Raw genomic sequence first — 18,172 nt, forward strand, 5'->3', positions numbered from 1 at the left:
CTTTATACCTATAAACCGTTTAAAGACTACCCGGAGTAATACATGACTCATAGCGACACCCTACTCTCTCGCAGTGAACGCCTTAAGCAAAGCACTCACGACTTGCATGAGAAAATTGATACCACCATTATGGCCAAGCACCCCTTCGAAAGTACCGAAAACTATTTACGCTTCCTGTCTTTGCAGTTTTATTTTCTGCGCGATGTGGAGGTTCTTTACACTCACCCCGCATTGCTTGAATGCATTGACGATCTGCCCATGCGCTCACGCATCAGGTTATTGGAGCAAGATTTTTTCGACCTCGGCTATCCTTTACCCAGTGGTCGTTTAGAGCCAGTGTTAAGTGATACCACAGAATTAGCTCGCGCTTTAGGTTGGCTGTACGTGGTAGAGGGCTCTAAAGTGGGCGCGGCGATGCTGGGTCAGCAAGTACAAAAGAAGTTATCTTTAAATGGTGAATACGGCGCACGCTTTCTTGCTGGACCGGGCGCAGGACGTGGCAGTGCCTGGCGACATCTAGTACACTTAATTGACAACATTGAGCTCGATGCGTACCAAGAAGAAGCCATTGTGTTTGGCGCGCGTCAAGCATTTACGCGCTTTCAGCTTTATCAAGCACAAGTGTATTCAGGGTAACGGAAGTACAAGTGAGCAAAACCACTGCTGCGGGTCTGATGACCCGCTATAAAAACTACTGCTTACAAGGCCTAGGGCTTGGTTTTGTTGGCCTCGGAGTCATTGGTATTGCGCTGCCAGTGATGCCCACCACCATTTTCTTTATTCTTGCCTTGGCATGTTTCACTCATTCCTCACAACGCTTGGAAGAATGGCTACTGAATCACGCGCGCTTCGGGCCAATTTTACACAACTGGCAGAGCCATAAAGTAGTGCCACATAAAGCCAAGTGGCTCGCCGCGATAGGAATGAGCATAGGCCTATATTTTATGATGCACTCCTCTGCCCCGACGTGGGCTGTTGCGATAGTTGCGGCAATTGAAGCCTTGGTATTGGCCTATTTAGCTTATTGCCCAAGCTATCCTCAACAACCTGCGCACCGCGCTCGCGCCATCATTGCCGTCGTAAGCGCTGTGCTATTCCTAGGTGGGTGTTACCTTATGGCCTGGCTAATGAATAAATTTTAGTCATCCTCTTCACATGTTCTCGCTTAAACTTTAAGCTAGCTAAGGAAGGTGTTTCGCACCGCCATTTTTTATTACTGTAAACAAGGATGTATTATGCTTAAAACCATACCACTGATACTGGCGCTGGCAGCCAGTGCTTCGGTTGAAGCCAAAGAGGTGATTCACGCCGATGTGAAAGTGCACTATCTAGTAAGCCAAGACGGGGAGCAGCTTTGGCAGCCACTTGATACCATAAATACCCCCCGCTACCCTATTGAACTAGCACGGGATGGAATTGCTGGCTGTGCAGTTGTAGGCTTTGATATTAGCCCTGAAGGCAAGCCTAAAAATATCGAGGTCATTGCTCGCCAGCCACAGCGCCATGCTCGGGAGCTTCGTAAGGCAACACGCGAGTACATTCGCAATTGGCAATTGCCATCCAGAGAAAGTAGCGAGGATCTGCCTATGGCTTTACGCTTCGATTATTGCATTGGCGGTAAAAACGACGAACAAGCCCAGGCTTTATGCGCTAAGGCGATTACCAAACCCTGCGCTTAGCCACGATCAATTATGCGCCACAAGCCCATCGTTATTGTGCTTATTACTGTTACGGCGATGTGGCTTGCTTGGCAGAAATTATTACCAATCGAGCAACAAACGCACGAAACCAGCACACCAAGGGTTACAAGCTCAACGAGCTTAACGGTTGATAAAGAGCCAGTGCTATCACTCAGTGATGCGTCCACTTCACTAGCGAAGCCCAGCATCCATCAATGCACCAACGAATTGGCCCAGTATGAAAATCAACGACTCAGGTATTTCACCACTTTGAACTACCAGGCCCTATTACGCCAAGGGTACTCCTTAGATCAAGTCACTCTCGCTATCGCGCACTTTCTCGGGCCAAGCCATGCAACAACATGGCGCTATCAACAATTAAAAGCCAATACGCAAATGGCGCAGCGAATCGCGACTGCAAGCCAACAATTCAGTGAAAATACCGCAACGGAGCTACTCGTTCAGCCCCACTCTCCACAACCTTGGCTACTGGAAAAGTTAGCTCATCCTTCATTCTCCCTCGCGCCAGGGCAACAGTTATATGTCGACGATATAGCCTGGCTAATTAGTAATATTGACATTTTAGATGCGCAGATTGTCACCGTTATTAAGCACTTTGATGATATTAACCTCGTCGTATCACAAGATTATGCTGATGCCTTGCGGTTAATTGATTTGGCCGCCAGAGCAGGACGAACGGAGGTGGTTAAAGCCCTATTAAACAAAGGGGCCGCGCTGAGTGACGACAATTATCTGCCTTCCACATTAGAGTGGGCAATATGGGGGTTGAGTAACGCTCCACAGTCTCGTTGGCCGGACTATGTCGAGGTGATTGAGTTATTGACCAGCCGAGGGGCTAGAGCAGCATTTATCTACAACGAAAAGGGCGACATTATTGAAGCGCAGGGGCGTCGCTTTAAGTTGACCGCTGAGCGTATACAGCAAATATATACCCACCACCAACTCGATTTTGACAGCCTGTGGCAAAGAGATGCTTTGCACTTGGACCTTGCTCAGCCGCTGATTCAGCCACTGCAGCAGCGCGCCGACCAGCAACTGGTTATAAGCCAACAATTGAAGAGCCGTTTAAGCCAATGCCCTAGTTTACTGAGAGAGTTTCGTACTGACTGGCAACCGCTCGGGTTAGCGCATGCTCTGGCACAAGTGAGTTACGAAGACGACGTTGATTTGGCCGCGTTGAATGCTCGCTCCGTGCAACTTTACGAGTGTTACACCCGCAACCAAGCGCGCAACGCCAAGCGTACCGTTCATCACAGTCAAGCTGCAAAAGCTTATTTAAAGGTGCTGCGCAGAGAGGGGTTAGAGGCCGCCTTAGCATCGTTATATCAGCAACCACTCACCGAAGTGTTACGCCGAGATCTATTTTACGCCTCACTGAGCCGCGTCGGGGCACAGTCATTCACACGACTGCAGAGCTCACAACTGGGTCAATCCCAGCTGGACTACGTGCGCTTACCCGCAGGTTTGACGCTCCCGCAACTACGGGAGTATTTGCCGCGATTCGATAGTCACGGACATTCGCTACTGTATTATGCGATTAGCCACTACGATACCGAGCTACTAACGCAATTAGTGGCCGCTGGCGTCCCCTACCATCAAGGCATAACCGCGATGGATCCGCTTGCCCTGAGCCTACAGGGCATTGAGCTATTCGCGGGCCAAGCACCGAGCTTGCAGGTACTCGATGAGGTGATGACCTATCAGCCTCCGCTTACACCCTGGCACCGTAGTATGTTGGCACTCATCGCCCGCAAAAACCCAGCACTATACCAGCAGTTGCACACTCGTCACCCACAGCTACGCCATCAAGACGCGCCGCTACCTGAGTATGACTGTAGCAGCCAGTTTTAGCTAAGCTGCTTGCCCTCACTAAAAGTCAAAGCCGATGGCCACTCGATTCCAGCCGTTAATTTGAATAATAACTGCGCATAAAGCCACTATTTGCTCTTCACGGTAATGCGCTTGCAGCCTTTGTATATCAGCCTTCAGCGGCTCATGCCCCGAAAGTGAGGTTAATGCCTCAGCCCATTGCAGCGCCGCCCATTGAGCCGCTGTAAAAGTTGATGCCGCTGGCGAGTTTAGCAATGCAGCTATCGTCGCCTCAGTAATATTGCTTTGCTGGGCTTCACGAGTATGCATGGCAATACAAAAGCGGCAGCCATTAATAGCCGATACGCGCAAACGCACCATATGTATTAACTCTGGCTCAAGTTGATGCTCTGCGGATTCGGTCATCGCCATCAATGCTTCAGGGAGTTGTGGTAATAGTTGATAAAGCTGCTGCTGAGATAGCATGGTTAGTTCCTCCTATGAATAATCACTATCAGCTTACAGCGCGCCACAGTGGAACACTTGAACGTTTACGTCATTTCATTCTTTTAAAACGAACGAAATAGCGTAATTTAACTAATTTTCATTCTCTCAGGTTAAACCTATAGTGATTACATCGCCACTGCGGTGGCACACTTTTATCGAGGAGAGAACCATGAATATCATTAACATCACCCACACCGAAGCCTTTAACAACATTACCAAGCTACTTGCTCGTTTTGCCTTAGCGGCGCTGTTTATACTCACAGGACTCAGTAAGGTTGAGTTTTACGATGCGACCGCCCAGTACATGGCAACAATGGGTGTACCCGGCGTCTTACTGCCTTTAGTTATCGCTCTTGAGGTGATTGGCGGCGCAATGGTGGTACTAGGTCTACTTACCCGCTTAACCGCACTGGCCTTCGCCATTTTTAGTATCGTCAGCGCCTTACTATTCCACTTTGACTTGGGTGAGCAAACACAGTTTTTGATGTTTTATAAAAATATCGCCATTGCCGGTGGCTTTTTAGCTCTCGCAGCTAGTGGCGCAGGAAAATACAGCCTAGATCAGCTATTACTTAAAGACCGCAGTTAACAGCACAGAGCCAGTGCCAAAGCGCTGGCTCACCCCATATACTATGGCAAAAATACTAGAAGCAACGCAGCACGATATTGGCGGCCTCACGGTCAAGCGGATACTGCCACACCTAGAAAAGAAAATGGTCGGCCCCTTTATCTTCTTTGATCATATGGGCCCCACCACCTTTGCGCCGGGACAAGGTGTGAATGTTCGCCCGCACCCACACATAGGTCTCTCTACCCTCACCTACTTATTTACTGGCAGCTTGTTACATCGCGACTCGCTAGGAAATCACGTTGAAGTAAGCCCTGGCGATGTTAATTGGATGACCGCAGGGCGCGGTATCGTCCATTCTGAACGCGAGTCGATAGAAGTCCGAGCCAGTCACCACGATATAAATGGCTTACAATGCTGGGTCGCGCTACCGCCCACTTTATGTGAAATTGCACCTAGTTTTACACATATCAATAAGGCCGCCTTGCCACAGCGTATTGTTGATGGGGTCACCATGCGCCTTATTGCTGGCGATGCCTTTGCCATGAGTTCCCCGGTAAAAACCTACTCACCGCTGTTTTACCTCGATATTATCGCCACGGCTCATAGTCGTATTGCGCACCCTAACCCGCTTCAAGAAGCGGCCATCTACGTTATTTTTGGCGCTGTCGAAGTAGGCGAGACCGCTGCAACAGCTCATCAGTTTGTGCTTCTGCAAGAGGGGGACACGGAGCTCAAATGCCAAAGTGACTGTCGCTTTATTCTGCTCGGTGGCAATGCCTTTAATAAAGCGCCTTATTTGCACTGGAATTTTGTTGCTTACAGCCGCGAGCGCATCGAGCAAGCTAAATCGGATTGGCAACAACGCCTCTTTGCCGATATTCCCGGAGACGATAACGAGTTTATACCGTTGTAATTAGTTTGTAGTTCCGCCACTCTAAGTGGCCTAACCGTGATTGAGTAGGATAACCTATGTTATTGATGGCCCTTATTTATTTGGGAGCAGCGATTATTGCTGTGCCGCTTGCTAAACGCCTTGGTTTGGGCTCGGTATTAGGTTATCTGCTCGCCGGTATCCTAATTGGCCCCTATGCCTTGGGCTTGGTCGGCGACCAAACAGAGGTGATGCACTTTGCCGAATTTGGCGTAGTGATGATGCTCTTTCTCGTCGGTCTAGAACTGCACCCGGCACGGCTTTGGCGCATGCGTCATGCCATTCTCGGCCTGGGTGGCTTACAAGTCACCTTAACGGCGGCAGTGCTATTTGCCCTGTGTTACTGGCTGTTGCCATTACCTTGGCAAAGCGCATTAGCCATTGGCTTAATGCTGGCGCTGTCATCCACCGCCATCGTCTTACAATCGCTCGAAGAAAAAGGCTGGTTGCGTATTGAGGCGGGACAAAACGCATTTTCGGTGCTGTTATTTCAGGATATCGCCGTTATACCCATGCTCGCCCTACTGCCACTGTTGGCGTTTGCACCCACGTCTGCGGCAACGGCCCACAGTAACCTTATTGAAGATTTGCCGGTGCTGGCGCAAGTAGGTATTTCCACCGCCCTTATTGCCGCAATTATTCTCGCCGGCAAGTATGTATCCGCACCGCTGTTTAGGTTTATAGCGGAAACCCGTATGCGCGAAATCTTCACTGTTTTTGCGCTGTTCTTAGTGGTGGCGATCGCTTTGCTTATGCAGCTAGTGGGGCTGTCCCCGGCGTTAGGCACCTTTCTCGCGGGCGTGGTACTAGCAGAGAGTGACTTTCGTCATGAGTTAGAAGCCGATATCGAACCCTTTAAGGGGTTATTATTGGGGCTATTTTTTGTTGCCGTTGGCGCCAATATCGACTTTGCCTTGTTGGCTGACAACTTCGCTGACGTGTTGCTAATGGTGTTGATACTAATCACCGTTAAGGCAGTGATTCTATTTGCCCTTGCCCATATATTTAAGCTTGCAAGTGGTCACAAGCTGCTATTTACCCTGGCGCTCGCTCAAGGGGGCGAATTTGCTTTTGTGCTGCTGACCACCTCTTCATCACTGCAAATCTTAACCTCCGAGCAAGTCAATCTAGTGACCTTGGTCGTGGCTATTTCGATGTTGATGGCCCCCCTTTTACTGATCCTTTATGAACGCTTACAACGTCGTAGCAATAGCAGTAATACACCGGCCTATGATAAACCCGAGCACATCGCGGCCAGCAAAAATGTGATCATCGCTGGCTATGGTCGCTTTGGCCAAGTCATAGGGCGCTTACTCAGCGCTCAAGGCTACGATATCACCGTGCTAGACCATAGCCCTAGCCAAATCGAGTTGTTGCGACGCTTTGGTACGCAAGTTTTCTACGGCGATGCGGGCCGCAAAGAATTACTCGATGCTGCGGGTGCTGAACATGCGCAAATGCTCGTTATCGCCATTGATGATGCCGATAAAACCTTGACCATTATCGAGCTGGCGAAAAAACATTATCCGCACCTGAAATTGGTCGCTCGCGCACGTGATAGACGCCATGCTTACCAATTGATTGGTGCCGATATTGATGCCTTTAATCGTGAAACAGTCGACTCCGCCATTAACCTTGCCGTTGAGTCATTGCAACTACTAGGAAATAGCGAGCCCGATGCACAACGCGCCGGTGAGCTGTTTCGCAACCATGATCGGGAATCGCTATTGCAACTGGCTGAGTTATGGGGCGATGATCACAGTTATGGTGTTGCGGTACGCCAGCGTATGGACGATTTAAAACATGTGTTAGCGCAAGATAAGCAAGCACAGCAGAAACTCAATACCTGTGATAATGGTGATTGTTAAGTGTTAAGAATAACGTTAGAACAGTGGCGCATGTTTCGCGCCGTGGTGGAATATGGCGGCTTCAACCAAGCGGCCGCAGGCGTGCATAAAAGCCAGTCCAGTATCCATAATGCCGTGGCAAAAATAGAGGCCGCTTTAGGCGTGAAGCTATTTACCGTGCATGGCCGTAAAACCACTCTGACCGAGGCCGGTAATATGATGCTGCGCCGCGCTCAGTACCTGCTTGATGAGGCCGCCAAGGTCGAAGCCATGGGCCATACTCTAGGTGAAGGCATTGAATCACAATTGCGTATTGCCGTTGACGAGTTACTCCCCAAAGAGCTGCTCTTCAGTGTGCTTGAAGCCACCAGCAGCCAGTTCCCGCTGCTGCGCATTGAACTGTTTGAATCGGTACTAGCCGGTGCCAACGAACTACTGCAAGACAATAAAGTGGATATCGCCATCTCGCCATTGGCCAATGATGATTTTTGTGAGGAGCTTGGCCACTTTGAGTTTATCGCGGTTGCGCATCCGCAGCACGCATTGCAGCAAATCCCCCGCGCCCTCACCTTTGAAGACCTCAAAGCACATCGGCAAATCGTGGTGCGCGATTCAGCGCTAAATGCGCAGCAAAGTTCCGGTTGGCTCGGCGCTGAGCAGCGCTGGACGGTCAGCCATTTACACACCTCTATCAATATGATCAGCAAGGGATTGGGCTTTGCCTGGCTGCCCCGCATCGCTATTACCGAGCAGCTTGAGCAGGGCACCCTTAAGGCACTTAATATTGCCGGCGCAGACACCCGTACGGCGTTGTTATATCTGCTCTTTAAAGACGGCGATAATCTCGGCCCCGCCGCGCGTACATTTATTGGTGAGCTGCGCTACCGACTGATGGCAGACGAATAAGCCCGAGGTCTTAAGCAAATACATTCGTTAAAAACGAACGCTAAGTACTTTTTTAACTCATTTTATTCACTTTTGTATGCTCTTAAACTGGCTCTATCAACATACTTTTGGAGTCTACTATGAACTATATTCGTCGCGCTGAGCAGCGAGGTCAGGTTAATCTAGGTTGGTTGCAAAGCCAGCATAGCTTTTCATTCGGCCATTACTATGACCCCCAGCATATGGGCCTGTCGACCTTACGCGTTATTAACGAGGATAAGGTAGAACCGGGCCAAGGCTTTGCCACCCACGGCCACCGCGATATGGAAATCATTTCCTATGTCATTGAGGGCGCTTTAACCCATCAAGATAGCCAGGGCAACACTTTTACCCTCACTGCCGGCGAAGTACAACGAATGAGTGCCGGCAGCGGCATTATGCACAGCGAATATAACGCCTCGCAAAGCGAACATGCGCATTTCCTACAAATTTGGATTCTGCCAAAGTTTAAAGGGATCACCCCCAGTTATGAGCAACGGCGCATACCTCAGCAGGGGGCGATGACCCCGCTAGTGACGCCGCAAGGTGAAGGCAACACCCTAAGCATTAACCAGCAAACGCGCTTATCGCGGCTGATGCTCACCGCGCAGCAAAAGTTTCGCTTACAAAGCGGTACTAACCTTGGCTATGTGCATATTGTCAAAGGTGCATTAACAGCCGATGGCGCGCATTTTTCCAGCGGCGATGGATTTGCCTTGGAGCGCGAGCAAAGTATAGAGCTACAGGCTGAAAGCGCGCTAGAAGCATTGTATTTCGAGCTGCCTTAATGACCTTACTGACTCTTACTGTTGTCGCTTTGGTCGTGGTGCTGACCGGCATTTCCAAATCCGGATTTGCTGGCGCCCTCGGGGTGTTTGCTGTGCCTCTGTTACTGCTGGTAATGCCAGCGGTGGATGCTATCGCCCTGATGCTGCCAATTTTAATTGTTGCTGATGTATTGAGCTTAAAAAGCTACTGGCGTCAGTGGCGGGGGGATTTAATTACCCAGCTATTACCTGCGGTGATAGTGGGTGTAATTGTCGCGCAGTGGCTCATTACTGAGATCGATGGGCGCTGGTTAAGCGCGGCTATCGCCACTTTTAGTGCAGGTTTTGCCATTCGCAGCCTATTTTTTGCGAATACTCGTTATGCGTTGTTGGCCAGTCATTGGGGAGCGAAAGCGATGGGCCTGCTCTCTGGTCTCGCCAGCACCTTGGTTCATGCCGGCGGCCCACCACTGATTATGTACTTTAATGCTAAAGCACTGCCGCCCCACCACTATGTTGCCACCGCCGCTGCCCTGTTTGCACTGATGAATGGCGTAAAACTGATTGCCTTTAGCAGCCAAGGGTTGTTAACCCTCGATATCCTGCTGCTCGCCCTGGCTTTCTCCCCTTTGGCGCTAGTAGGTAATTGGCTGGGGGTCAAAATTCAGCAAAGGTTCGACGCCCAGCGTTTTGTGCGGGTGATGAATGGGTTACTGCTGTTACTGGCCGCCGTGTTATTTATCAAGCTCATGCTCAGTTAACAAAGCCACAGCAATGCTGTGGCCTAATGTTATAGATACTTTAGCCACCACTGATGATGAGTGCGCTTGTAATCGCTAAACCACTTCACAGGCAAGTAAAGAGCCACGGCAAGCACCACAGCGATAAGCCATATCCAAGCAATGTGATTAACCCCCACATACTCGCCCTGATTATTTCCCACCAGCCAATAAGCAGCTTGGTACAATGCCAGTAACACATACAAATGGACGACGTAAAAGAACATGGGTACCGAACCAAAGGTACGCAACATGTTGGTGACGCTTCCCAGCGGCTTTTCAAAGACATAGAGGCCGACAAACATACCCGCCAGAGTAATGAGTAAAAAGCTCAAAGAGGGGGGATACTTAGTGATATTGAAAATCGACATGGTCGTTTGCATCGCCGAGTCGAAAGAATGCCAAGGCAATGTTTCACCATAAATATTGCCACCGCGTAACAAAGCAAAGAGCAACACACAGATTAACGCAAGCCCTAATAGCCAAGCCTGACGTCGTGGCATCGCGATACCTTTGCCATACAGCGGTCCGGCACAATAACCAAGCAAGATTACGCCAATCCATGGTAACACTGGATAACTGACCTTCACATTGAGCCAACTTGTTTCCAAGATGTAGCCGCGATCATGCAAAATACGCCACAGCGTATACCCGCACTCATTTTCATTAAACTCGATGGGGGTGAGCATGTTATGGGTAAATACAATGGTTAAACCTAAGGTCAGCAACACCGGCATAGGTAGCTTGTGCAATATCGCCAGCACCAGCATACACAGGCCAATCGCCCACATAACCTGTAGCCATAGGGTATGGTAACTGCCCATCCACGAGTAGCTAATCAGGGTTACTTCAAGGGCTATAATAAAAAGCCCACGTTTGAGCAAAAACCCGGTGGCACTGCGTGGTTGGCCTTGCCTGGCGTGCTGATATAACCACGCCGACATGCCAGTTAAAAATATAAATGCAGGCGCGCAAAAATGAGCGGCGAAACGACTCCAAAATAACCCCGGCGAAGTCGTTTCTATGACCATAGGGTCGCTCACTTGCATGTGTAAAAAGAAACGCTCACGCACGTGATCCACCAGCATCAGCAGAATCACCACACCGCGCATAATATCAATGCTATGAATACGCTTCTTTAGCTGCTCAGAAGTCATAACCGACACTCAGTTTAAACTGTGTTGGCGCACCCGGATACGCCCACATAGCATTGTAACTACTGGCAATATAGTGCTCATTAAAAATGTTATCGACATTCAGCGCCACCGATAGCTGCTGTGATGCAAACCATTTTGCGTATAGACCAACAAGTTGGTAGCTGGGAATACGAAAACTGAGATCGGCGGGGTCGCCCAGGCGGTCAGAGTTATACTTGTAATGAGCCCCTACTTTTATGTCTTGCTGCCACAGTGTCAGGGCATGGTTTATAGCCACAGCAGCATTATGCTTGGGTACGTTTACCAGCGGGCTGCCTTTGGGTATCGGTACTAACCAGTCAGCGTTAATTACGTCGTTGGCCGTTTTCGCATCAACATAGGCATAAGACAAGATGTAATCGGTGTTACTACCGAGCGAGCCGGATAAATCAAGCTCAACGCCTCGGCTATTCGCCTCGCCTACCGGCGCTGAGTAACCGACATTGATTGGATCAGACACCAGCATGTTACTCTTGGTCGCATCAAACCACGCCAGCGTACCGCTAAGGTGTTCGGTACTAAATTTTATTCCGACCTCAAACGAGTCACTTTCCTCAAAGCCAAACGGCTTGCCGTTGGCATCGGTGCCACTGAGCGGTAAAAAGCCTTCTGAATAGCTGGCATATAAATTAATAGCGCTATTAACGTCGTAAACCACACCAAAGCGCGGGCTTATACGATTTTTAGTGCTTTTTGAAGCCACCCCAGACTTGGTTTCGAAAATATCTTGGGCTATTTCATCAAATCTGAGCCCGAGCATCACTTTTAGCGAATCACCTAGGTCGAGCTGATCTTGTACATAGATACCATAGGCATCTTGCTGTTCATTGTTCTCATATTGCATGCTCACATCAGGGCCCGGCATAGAGTTATAATCAGGCTCGAATATATCTAGGGTATAGGTGGCGTAGCCACCTCGATACCGATATAGGCCCGTGCGCAACTCATAGTCATAACCATCCACACCGAGCAACACATGGTTAGTAATGCCGGCAACCTCAAAGTGGCCGCTTAGCTCGATACGTGCCGATAGATCATCAGACTTATAGTCGCGATAACGATGCTGACGCGTGAGAGTACGACCATCATCGTATACAGACTGTCTTGACGGCGACAATTCCGCATCAGAAGAATAACCCGTTAATGTACTCGTTCGATAACTGGCACCGACAAGCAGTGACCAATCGCTATTTAAATCATTATGATATTGCAGCTGGTGGCCGCGCGAATGTACCTTGGTAGGCGTATCGTTGGGGTTTCCTAAAAATCGCGACTCAGGCAGGGTTTCAATATCGCCATTTAAAACCACAATACCGCGATCGTACATTTGCTGCTGATCAACATACTCAAACTCATAGGTCAGTGAAGAGTCATCCCCCACTTGGTAGTACAGGGACGGCGTAATTGCGAACTTATCATGGTGCACATAATCCCGGTAACTATCACTGTCTTGCCAAGCCCCATTGATGCGAAAAGCAACATCGTCGTTAACTGCGTTCGTGTAATCTCCTTGCACACGCGTGTGATTGTCACTGCCTATCTCAGCTTGTAACTGTCCTTGCTGATAAAACTGTGGCTTTTTAGTAATAATATTAACTGTACCGCCCGGCTCTGAGCGCCCATATAATGCCGAGCCTGGCCCCTTAAGTACCTCAATATATTCAATATTGGATACGTCTCGCGGCCCAGCAAAGCCACGGCCACCGCTGAAACCATTGATAAGGTACCCCGAGGGCATATTTTCGTTGCCCGACAGGCCACGAATTGAATAGCTATCCCACAACGCGCCACCATTATTTTTGCGCGAGATACTGGCAGAGAAATCAAGGGCATCACGAAAACGTGTAATGCCGTTATCTGAAATTAAGTCTTTGCCCAGTGTGGTAATTGATTGTGGCAACTCTTGTGCGGGAATATCACCGCGAAAAGCTTGCTTGTGCTCAACGGTAATCGTTTCTATGTCATTGTTTTGCTGTGCAAATGCCCAACTCGGCAAAGCCAGCACTAAAAGCGAAAGTGGATACTTCATAACATCACCCAAGTAGAATTTGTTATATCATAACAAATGATATAAAGTAACAAAATACTTGTATGATAAATGTGACTTATCGCGACCAACCGATGCAGTGATGGGCTAATTCTTATGGATAGGTTAAAGCGGCTCTACGCTACCCATCAGATAGCTAGTGCCAGGGAGTTTGGTTTTCTATATACAACAGGGCCAACATGTCTTCCTCATCGTCGTCCATGCCCTGTTCAATGAACCCAAACTGGCTGTAAAACTGCTTCGCAACAGGGTTGGAGGGGTTATAGCAAATTTCAATTTCTGTGATCTGTGACTGTTCTTTAATTTCGGCAATGGCCAACGTTAAGGCATAACGGCCATACCCTTGGCGCTGATAGCGCTCGTCAATCATAAACCGCCAGATTGAGACTTTGTGCGCACTTTCCTGTACCCACATAAAGAACCCGATAGGCTGCTCACCCAAGTAAATTGCCCGGGTGCTATAGCCGCTATTAAATTGCGCTTCAACTAAGGACCACATATTACAGGCCACATAATCTTGTTGCTGCTCACTTACATCAAGATCACATACGGCCTCATAATTGCCTTTAGTAATCGCGCGCAACGACAAACTTATTGCTCCCATGTTGCGACCCTCTTTTTAGCGTTAGCAATGGTTTGAGCGTAATTTGCAGGGATGGGCATCACTTTAAACGGGCTGACATTAGCGCCACCAGTATTCCCCCTAGGCACCCAACCCAAGGCTGTTTTACTAGCGGCCCCGAGAACTCTTACCAATTGCCCTGTGAATTCTGGTAAAACGCGGTTACACCACGCCCAACGTAACATCAACATATGCACATAAGTATGCCAATAGGTGGACTCTTGCCCCAATACATGGGCATTTTGCAAATGAAAAAACTGTTTATTGGGGTCGTTGGCATGCTGGGCTTGGCGTGCATACACCAACTCACGTAACACACTAAACCTAATGGCTTGACTAAAGGTCATGGACGCTCTTAAAAGTGAACAAACTTTCACCTAGCATACTACTTAGAGTTAGCTCCAAGGCAAGCATTAAATGGTGACTTCTTAATCGCTGAGCTGTACTCGCAATTGTTTTAAGGTATGTTGACTAAACACACTCACGTGATTTGCTCGTAGCAGTGCACTCACGACCCCTTGCGAGCACCAAACTCGCCATTGTAAATGGTATTGCTACCACAGGAAGGGCTCGATTCTGTTAACACCGCATAGCGAATGTCGTGCTGTTTGCACAATGCTAGTGCCTGGCGAGCGCCTTGCAAAAACACCGCTGTGACATCTTCACCATCTGCGGTCACTATTTTAGCCCGCCCTGCGAGCACATCATCGCCATCACCCCCTACAATTTCTGCTGCCGCTCTGGGAATCGGCAAGCCCGCAGCAACCTCTGGGCACAATGGCATGATATGACAATGGCTACGCAGCCATTGCATATGTTCGCACTCTGCACTTACGCAGGTGGCGTTATAACGCACTTTACTGCCCAACAGGCAGGCACTCACTAAAACTGGGGTCATCACGATAATAAATGGCTGATATCAGCCAGTAACTTACCGAAAATATCAGCACTCGGCTAGTAAGGCGCTGTAATGACCCGTAATGGTTAATAATTTTGAGGGTGTTGTACTAATTGGCATGCTTTTTCGGCTTTTTTTACTATGTGTCAGAATCATCAACTCAGCGGCCAAGTAGCCGCATTTGCGCAGCTCTCGCTCTGTTTTTCGCCGTTGGATATTCTCAATTCATTGCCTAAGTTAACAACTCTGCCTTGGGTTCCTCATGTAAATACCCAACATTATCAGGGCCAGTGGGATGTTGTTCCGTTACGTTGCCAAGCCCACCATAAAAGCGCCCATGAGATCTTACAAAGCTTTAGTATTGACCAAGGCGAACATTGGACCAACTTACCGTTATTACAAAACAGTCATGCGCTTGTTGAGGTGTTGGCGAGTCTGCCTTGTCCGGTAAAAGCTGTGCGACTCATGCGCTTACGAGCCGGCGCGGAAATAAAACCCCATCAAGACCTAGGGCTCGCACTGGAATTCGGCGAGGCCAGATTACACTTGCCATTGCGTAGCGACGAGCACCTTATATTCAACGTAGCTGATCATCGTGTGCCGATGCAGTGCGGAGAGCTTTGGTATCTCAATGCCAACATGACACATAGCGTGCACAACCGCAGTACTGAAGACCGCATCAATGTGGTGATCGACTGCCAAAGTAACGCCTGGCTTACTCACCAAGTTTATAACAGTGCTAATTGCCTGTGGGTGTAAGCGTCATCGCGAAACCACTGTTGCATAACGGGAAACCCCTGTGGTTGCTCGGGTGCAAGACACATAAACCAACTATAAAGTAGCGGCACACCTGGGCCTGGGTTAGTGCTAAAGGCAGTAATTAAGTTAGCGGCAGCGCCGCGATAGCCGTGTTCGTGAAACACGACACTAGGCGGCAGACCTATCGCTTGAAGTGCTGCCCACGACCACGCCATTGCCGCCATTTCTTCGCCGCCTTGGTGACCCCATTTTTTAACATCACCGCTGAGTGTGGCGCGGTGATGTCGGTCTGTAACCGCTAGGTGCCCAGCCTCATGGAGTAAATCCCCTTCATGGGCTAAGCGCTTTTTATCGATCACTAATATCCCTTGATGAATATTGATACCCGGAAGAAAGCTCTCTTCAGCCACTGGAGCAAAGCGATAAGGCAGCTCGATATCATCGAAAAACTGCAAAATAGCAGGCAAGTGAGTGTGCACCATGATCACCTCGTCAGCTGTTGTGATACTTGCAGCTTACAGCGGCGACACTCACGCTTGCTATTACAGGCCATTACCCGGCTTTTGAGCTTAATGCCGCGTAGAGAGTGTCTAAATGTTTCACTAAGTCGAGGCCTAAATCGGTTAAATATCCCCCATCGGGACTATCGGTAATGCCTTTATCGAACAACCGCTGCGCGGCATCACGCAACGTTGCATCAGCATCACTGTGTACCTTTATGCCCTGCATGTGGCTAGCACGTGGAAACTTTGCCAACAGCTCCATTTCATCAATCATGGTTTTATTTATGCGCACGGTGATTCCTTATAATTGTTGTTGCTATCACTTTAATGCTAGTTGAAGATCAAATTTATGCTGTTTTTTAAAGTACTTTCTTTTTCTAAGTGAATGAAAGTAATCGCTTTACCTCAGGTATTGTTAACTGGTTCGTACATTGAATTGCGGATAAGGAATAACAGCTAAGACAGCCTAAAAGCTGCAATTACAATTATATTGCCAAGTTATATATGACGTTCTATATTTAGGAACGAAATAAACACACTTCAAGGATGATACTTATGACCATTAATGTAATCGCGCAAACATTCCAGTCCCACCAATTAATACAACTCGCCAACGAGGCTGCACGCTTTTTAGAAGCCACTCCTAAACACATCTTGCCCATCGCAAGCCAGTTTATGGGTTCGGGAGTGTATGCGCTCTATTATAATGGCGCCGACAAAGACTATGCAGGCATCGGCAATGTACCTATCTATGTAGGCAAGGCGGTACCCACTGGCGCTAGAACTGGCTCCATGGTCAGAAAAGAAGAGCCGAAATTAAAGTCGCGTCTCAATGAGCATGCGCGCAGTATCCAGCAAGCAAGTAATTTAAAGATCGCTGACTTTAAATGCCAGTTTATGATTATCCCAGTAGATATGAGTGCCATTATTCCCGTTGTTGAATCAATGCTGATTAACAAGTATCGGCCTATTTGGAACACTCAAATTGACGGCTTTGGTAATCATGATCCCGGCAAAGGGCGGTATGAGCAAGCCCGTTCTGCTTGGGACCGTAAACACCCAGGTCGAAAATGGGCCGACAAACTACAAAGCTAAATACAGCGTCACCAAAGCCAGCCTAGCCCTGGCTTTGGTTAATTGCCCGAAACACACTGGTGCCAACAATTTCAGCCAATTGAGAGGGCACCGCATTGCCCAGCTGACGCATCACTTCGCCCCAAGAACCTGAGAACACAAAGTCGTCAGGGAAGGTTTGAATACGAGCACTCTCGCGCACGGTATAATAGCGTACCGAGCCATCATGGTAGCGGATCATATTTTCTCCCCCAGGCACCCCATGGGCACCCGCCTTTAGGGTTTTCGACGGGGCATCGATATAACTGCCGGTGTGACCTGGGTAGGTCCGTGCTCCGGGCTTGTAGTCATGGTGATCCAATAAGCCACTATGTTTCTCGTCCCTCGGATCGGGCAAATCTTGCAAAGCGTCTCTTACCGTTACCCAAGGCTGGTGCTTAAAGGTACCCAAATCGTACTGCTTTTGTAGCTTTTTGGCCTTAGCACGTTCTTTATCACTCAAAACAGGGGAAGGTAGTTTATGGTTATCCCAGTAACTAAAATCGACAAGTTGGCGCCATAGCAAGGCGTCTTGGCTGTGTGTTGGTTCAGGGAACGACCATTGCACCTTAATATCATTACGAAAGCCTATAATAAACACTCGCTCACGCTTTTGCGGCACGCCATAATCTGCGGCATTGACCAGCTTAAAGGACACTTGATACTCGCTCTCCCCCTGCGTTGCTTCGTGTTGCTGCTGCAGTCTGCTCAGGTGAGCTTGCCAGCTTTCTTGCGGTTGTGCCGGGAAAGAGGGGTATTGTAGTTGCAGCAATATATACTGAAAGTATTCAGCAAAGCTTTTGCGCAGTAAGCCTTTTACATTCTCCAATATAAAGGCTTTCGGGTTAAGTGTGCGAATGGCTTTAACCGCTTCGGGGAACATATCACGGTTATCTTGATGGGCTTGGTGCTTTCCACCAAGCGAAAAAGGCTGACAGGGCGGGCCACCCGATACAAGGTCAACAGGCTCTGCGATTGTGCTGTAATCAAATCCTCGGATATCACCTTCATACAAACGCGCACCGAACCCAGTGCATCGATTCAGGCGCAAGGTTTCACATGCATCTTTGTTGTACTCAACCACGCTAACATGTTCAAAGCCAGCGCGGCTCAATCCAATGGCAAGTCCCCCCCCACCCGCAAATAACTCTACTGACTTCATTTCCGTGTTTCTGTCCAATACATTAATTATCGCTCAC

20 protein-coding genes and 1 pseudogene are annotated in these 18,172 nt (G+C 48.8%); 12 read left to right on the forward strand and 9 right to left on the reverse strand.

Features of this window, described 5'->3' with window-relative positions; translation table 11 throughout:
• Positions 1-42 precede the first annotated feature (42 nt).
• From MHM89_RS16915 to MHM89_RS16930, 4 genes and pseudogenes are all read left to right on the forward strand, one after another.
• A complete protein-coding gene (locus MHM89_RS16915; RefSeq protein ID WP_235420010.1) occupies positions 43-636 on the forward strand; it encodes a biliverdin-producing heme oxygenase in 594 nt (197 codons plus the stop codon).
• Between the two features lie 38 nt (positions 637-674).
• A pseudogene (locus MHM89_RS16920) lies at positions 675-1,019 on the forward strand (YbaN family protein); the annotation flags it as partial.
• Positions 1,020-1,235: 216 nt separating this feature from the next.
• On the forward strand, positions 1,236-1,679 hold the full coding sequence (locus MHM89_RS16925) for an energy transducer TonB (RefSeq protein WP_239409311.1): 444 nt from the start codon (positions 1,236-1,238) through the stop codon (positions 1,677-1,679).
• 12 nt (positions 1,680-1,691) lie between these two features.
• Positions 1,692-3,551: a hypothetical protein gene (locus MHM89_RS16930; protein ID WP_239409312.1), complete on the forward strand. Its 1,860-nt coding sequence runs from the start codon at positions 1,692-1,694 to the stop codon at positions 3,549-3,551.
• 18 nt (positions 3,552-3,569) lie between these two features.
• Here MHM89_RS16930 and MHM89_RS16935 read toward each other — a convergent pair whose 3' ends face one another.
• Positions 3,570-3,995 carry a carboxymuconolactone decarboxylase family protein gene (locus MHM89_RS16935; RefSeq protein ID WP_239409313.1) on the reverse strand — a complete coding sequence of 142 codons (426 nt, stop codon included), beginning with the start codon at positions 3,993-3,995 and terminating at the stop codon, positions 3,570-3,572.
• A gap of 190 nt (positions 3,996-4,185) precedes the next feature.
• Here MHM89_RS16935 and MHM89_RS16940 point away from each other — a divergent pair, with 190 nt between their 5' ends.
• The 6 genes from MHM89_RS16940 (at position 4,186) to MHM89_RS16965 (ending at position 9,817) form a co-directional block, all read left to right on the forward strand.
• Positions 4,186-4,605, forward strand: a complete 420-nt coding sequence (locus tag MHM89_RS16940) for a DoxX family protein (RefSeq protein ID WP_022944934.1) — start codon at positions 4,186-4,188, stop codon at positions 4,603-4,605.
• 43 nt (positions 4,606-4,648) lie between these two features.
• A complete protein-coding gene (locus MHM89_RS16945) occupies positions 4,649-5,500 on the forward strand; it encodes a pirin family protein (RefSeq protein ID WP_239409314.1) in 852 nt (283 codons plus the stop codon).
• Positions 5,501-5,556: 56 nt separating this feature from the next.
• Complete coding sequence (locus tag MHM89_RS16950) at positions 5,557-7,386, forward strand: monovalent cation:proton antiporter-2 (CPA2) family protein (RefSeq protein ID WP_239409315.1); 1,830 nt, start codon at positions 5,557-5,559, stop codon at positions 7,384-7,386.
• Positions 7,387-8,271: a LysR family transcriptional regulator gene (locus tag MHM89_RS16955; RefSeq protein WP_138548759.1), complete on the forward strand. Its 885-nt coding sequence runs from the start codon at positions 7,387-7,389 to the stop codon at positions 8,269-8,271. It begins immediately after the preceding gene.
• Positions 8,272-8,390: 119 nt separating this feature from the next.
• Positions 8,391-9,077: a pirin family protein gene (locus MHM89_RS16960; RefSeq protein ID WP_022944930.1), complete on the forward strand. Its 687-nt coding sequence runs from the start codon at positions 8,391-8,393 to the stop codon at positions 9,075-9,077.
• Positions 9,077-9,817: a sulfite exporter TauE/SafE family protein gene (locus MHM89_RS16965; protein ID WP_239409316.1), complete on the forward strand. Its 741-nt coding sequence runs from the start codon at positions 9,077-9,079 to the stop codon at positions 9,815-9,817. The genes MHM89_RS16960 and MHM89_RS16965 overlap by 1 nt, the downstream gene beginning before the upstream one ends.
• Before the next feature lie 29 nt (positions 9,818-9,846).
• Here the strand turns inward: MHM89_RS16965 and MHM89_RS16970 are convergent, their stop codons facing one another.
• The 5 genes from MHM89_RS16970 to MHM89_RS16990 form a co-directional block, all read right to left on the reverse strand.
• On the reverse strand, positions 9,847-10,992 hold the full coding sequence (locus MHM89_RS16970; RefSeq protein WP_239409317.1) for a heparan-alpha-glucosaminide N-acetyltransferase domain-containing protein: 1,146 nt from the start codon (positions 10,990-10,992) through the stop codon (positions 9,847-9,849).
• Complete coding sequence (locus MHM89_RS16975; RefSeq protein WP_239409318.1) at positions 10,982-13,060, reverse strand: TonB-dependent siderophore receptor; 2,079 nt, start codon at positions 13,058-13,060, stop codon at positions 10,982-10,984. The genes MHM89_RS16970 and MHM89_RS16975 overlap by 11 nt, the downstream gene beginning before the upstream one ends.
• Before the next feature lie 154 nt (positions 13,061-13,214).
• Positions 13,215-13,673 carry a GNAT family N-acetyltransferase gene (locus MHM89_RS16980; RefSeq protein ID WP_239409363.1) on the reverse strand — a complete coding sequence of 153 codons (459 nt, stop codon included), beginning with the start codon at positions 13,671-13,673 and terminating at the stop codon, positions 13,215-13,217.
• Positions 13,670-14,047, reverse strand: coding sequence for a DUF3703 domain-containing protein (locus MHM89_RS16985; protein WP_235420021.1), 378 nt, complete (start codon positions 14,045-14,047; stop codon positions 13,670-13,672). Before MHM89_RS16985 ends, MHM89_RS16980 begins: the two co-directional genes overlap by 4 nt.
• 161 nt (positions 14,048-14,208) lie before the next feature.
• On the reverse strand, positions 14,209-14,598 hold the full coding sequence (locus MHM89_RS16990; protein ID WP_239409364.1) for a DUF523 domain-containing protein: 390 nt from the start codon (positions 14,596-14,598) through the stop codon (positions 14,209-14,211).
• Positions 14,599-14,739: 141 nt separating this feature from the next.
• On the opposite strand from MHM89_RS16990, the gene MHM89_RS16995 reads away from it, so the two are divergent.
• Positions 14,740-15,357 carry an aspartyl/asparaginyl beta-hydroxylase domain-containing protein gene (locus MHM89_RS16995; RefSeq protein ID WP_239409319.1) on the forward strand — a complete coding sequence of 206 codons (618 nt, stop codon included), beginning with the start codon at positions 14,740-14,742 and terminating at the stop codon, positions 15,355-15,357.
• Here the strand turns inward: MHM89_RS16995 and MHM89_RS17000 are convergent.
• Positions 15,327-15,839, reverse strand: coding sequence for a hypothetical protein (locus MHM89_RS17000; RefSeq protein WP_239409320.1), 513 nt, complete (start codon positions 15,837-15,839; stop codon positions 15,327-15,329). The two genes, MHM89_RS16995 and MHM89_RS17000, sit on opposite strands and share 31 nt — an antisense overlap.
• A gap of 70 nt (positions 15,840-15,909) precedes the next feature.
• Complete coding sequence (locus MHM89_RS17005; protein ID WP_022944921.1) at positions 15,910-16,152, reverse strand: TIGR02647 family protein; 243 nt, start codon at positions 16,150-16,152, stop codon at positions 15,910-15,912.
• Between the two features lie 263 nt (positions 16,153-16,415).
• Between MHM89_RS17005 and MHM89_RS17010 the strand changes: the two genes are divergently transcribed.
• Positions 16,416-16,955, forward strand: coding sequence for an Eco29kI family restriction endonuclease (locus MHM89_RS17010; protein ID WP_022944920.1), 540 nt, complete (start codon positions 16,416-16,418; stop codon positions 16,953-16,955).
• Positions 16,956-16,977: 22 nt separating this feature from the next.
• On the opposite strand, the gene MHM89_RS17015 is transcribed toward MHM89_RS17010, so the two are convergent.
• Positions 16,978-18,135, reverse strand: a complete 1,158-nt coding sequence (locus tag MHM89_RS17015; protein WP_239409321.1) for a DNA cytosine methyltransferase — start codon at positions 18,133-18,135, stop codon at positions 16,978-16,980.
• Positions 18,136-18,172: the final 37 nt, after the last annotated feature.

Origin of the sequence: Pseudoalteromonas sp. CNC9-20 (assembly GCF_022347875.1) — a bacterium.
GTDB classification, from domain to species: Bacteria; Pseudomonadota; Gammaproteobacteria; order Enterobacterales; family Alteromonadaceae; genus Pseudoalteromonas; species Pseudoalteromonas ruthenica.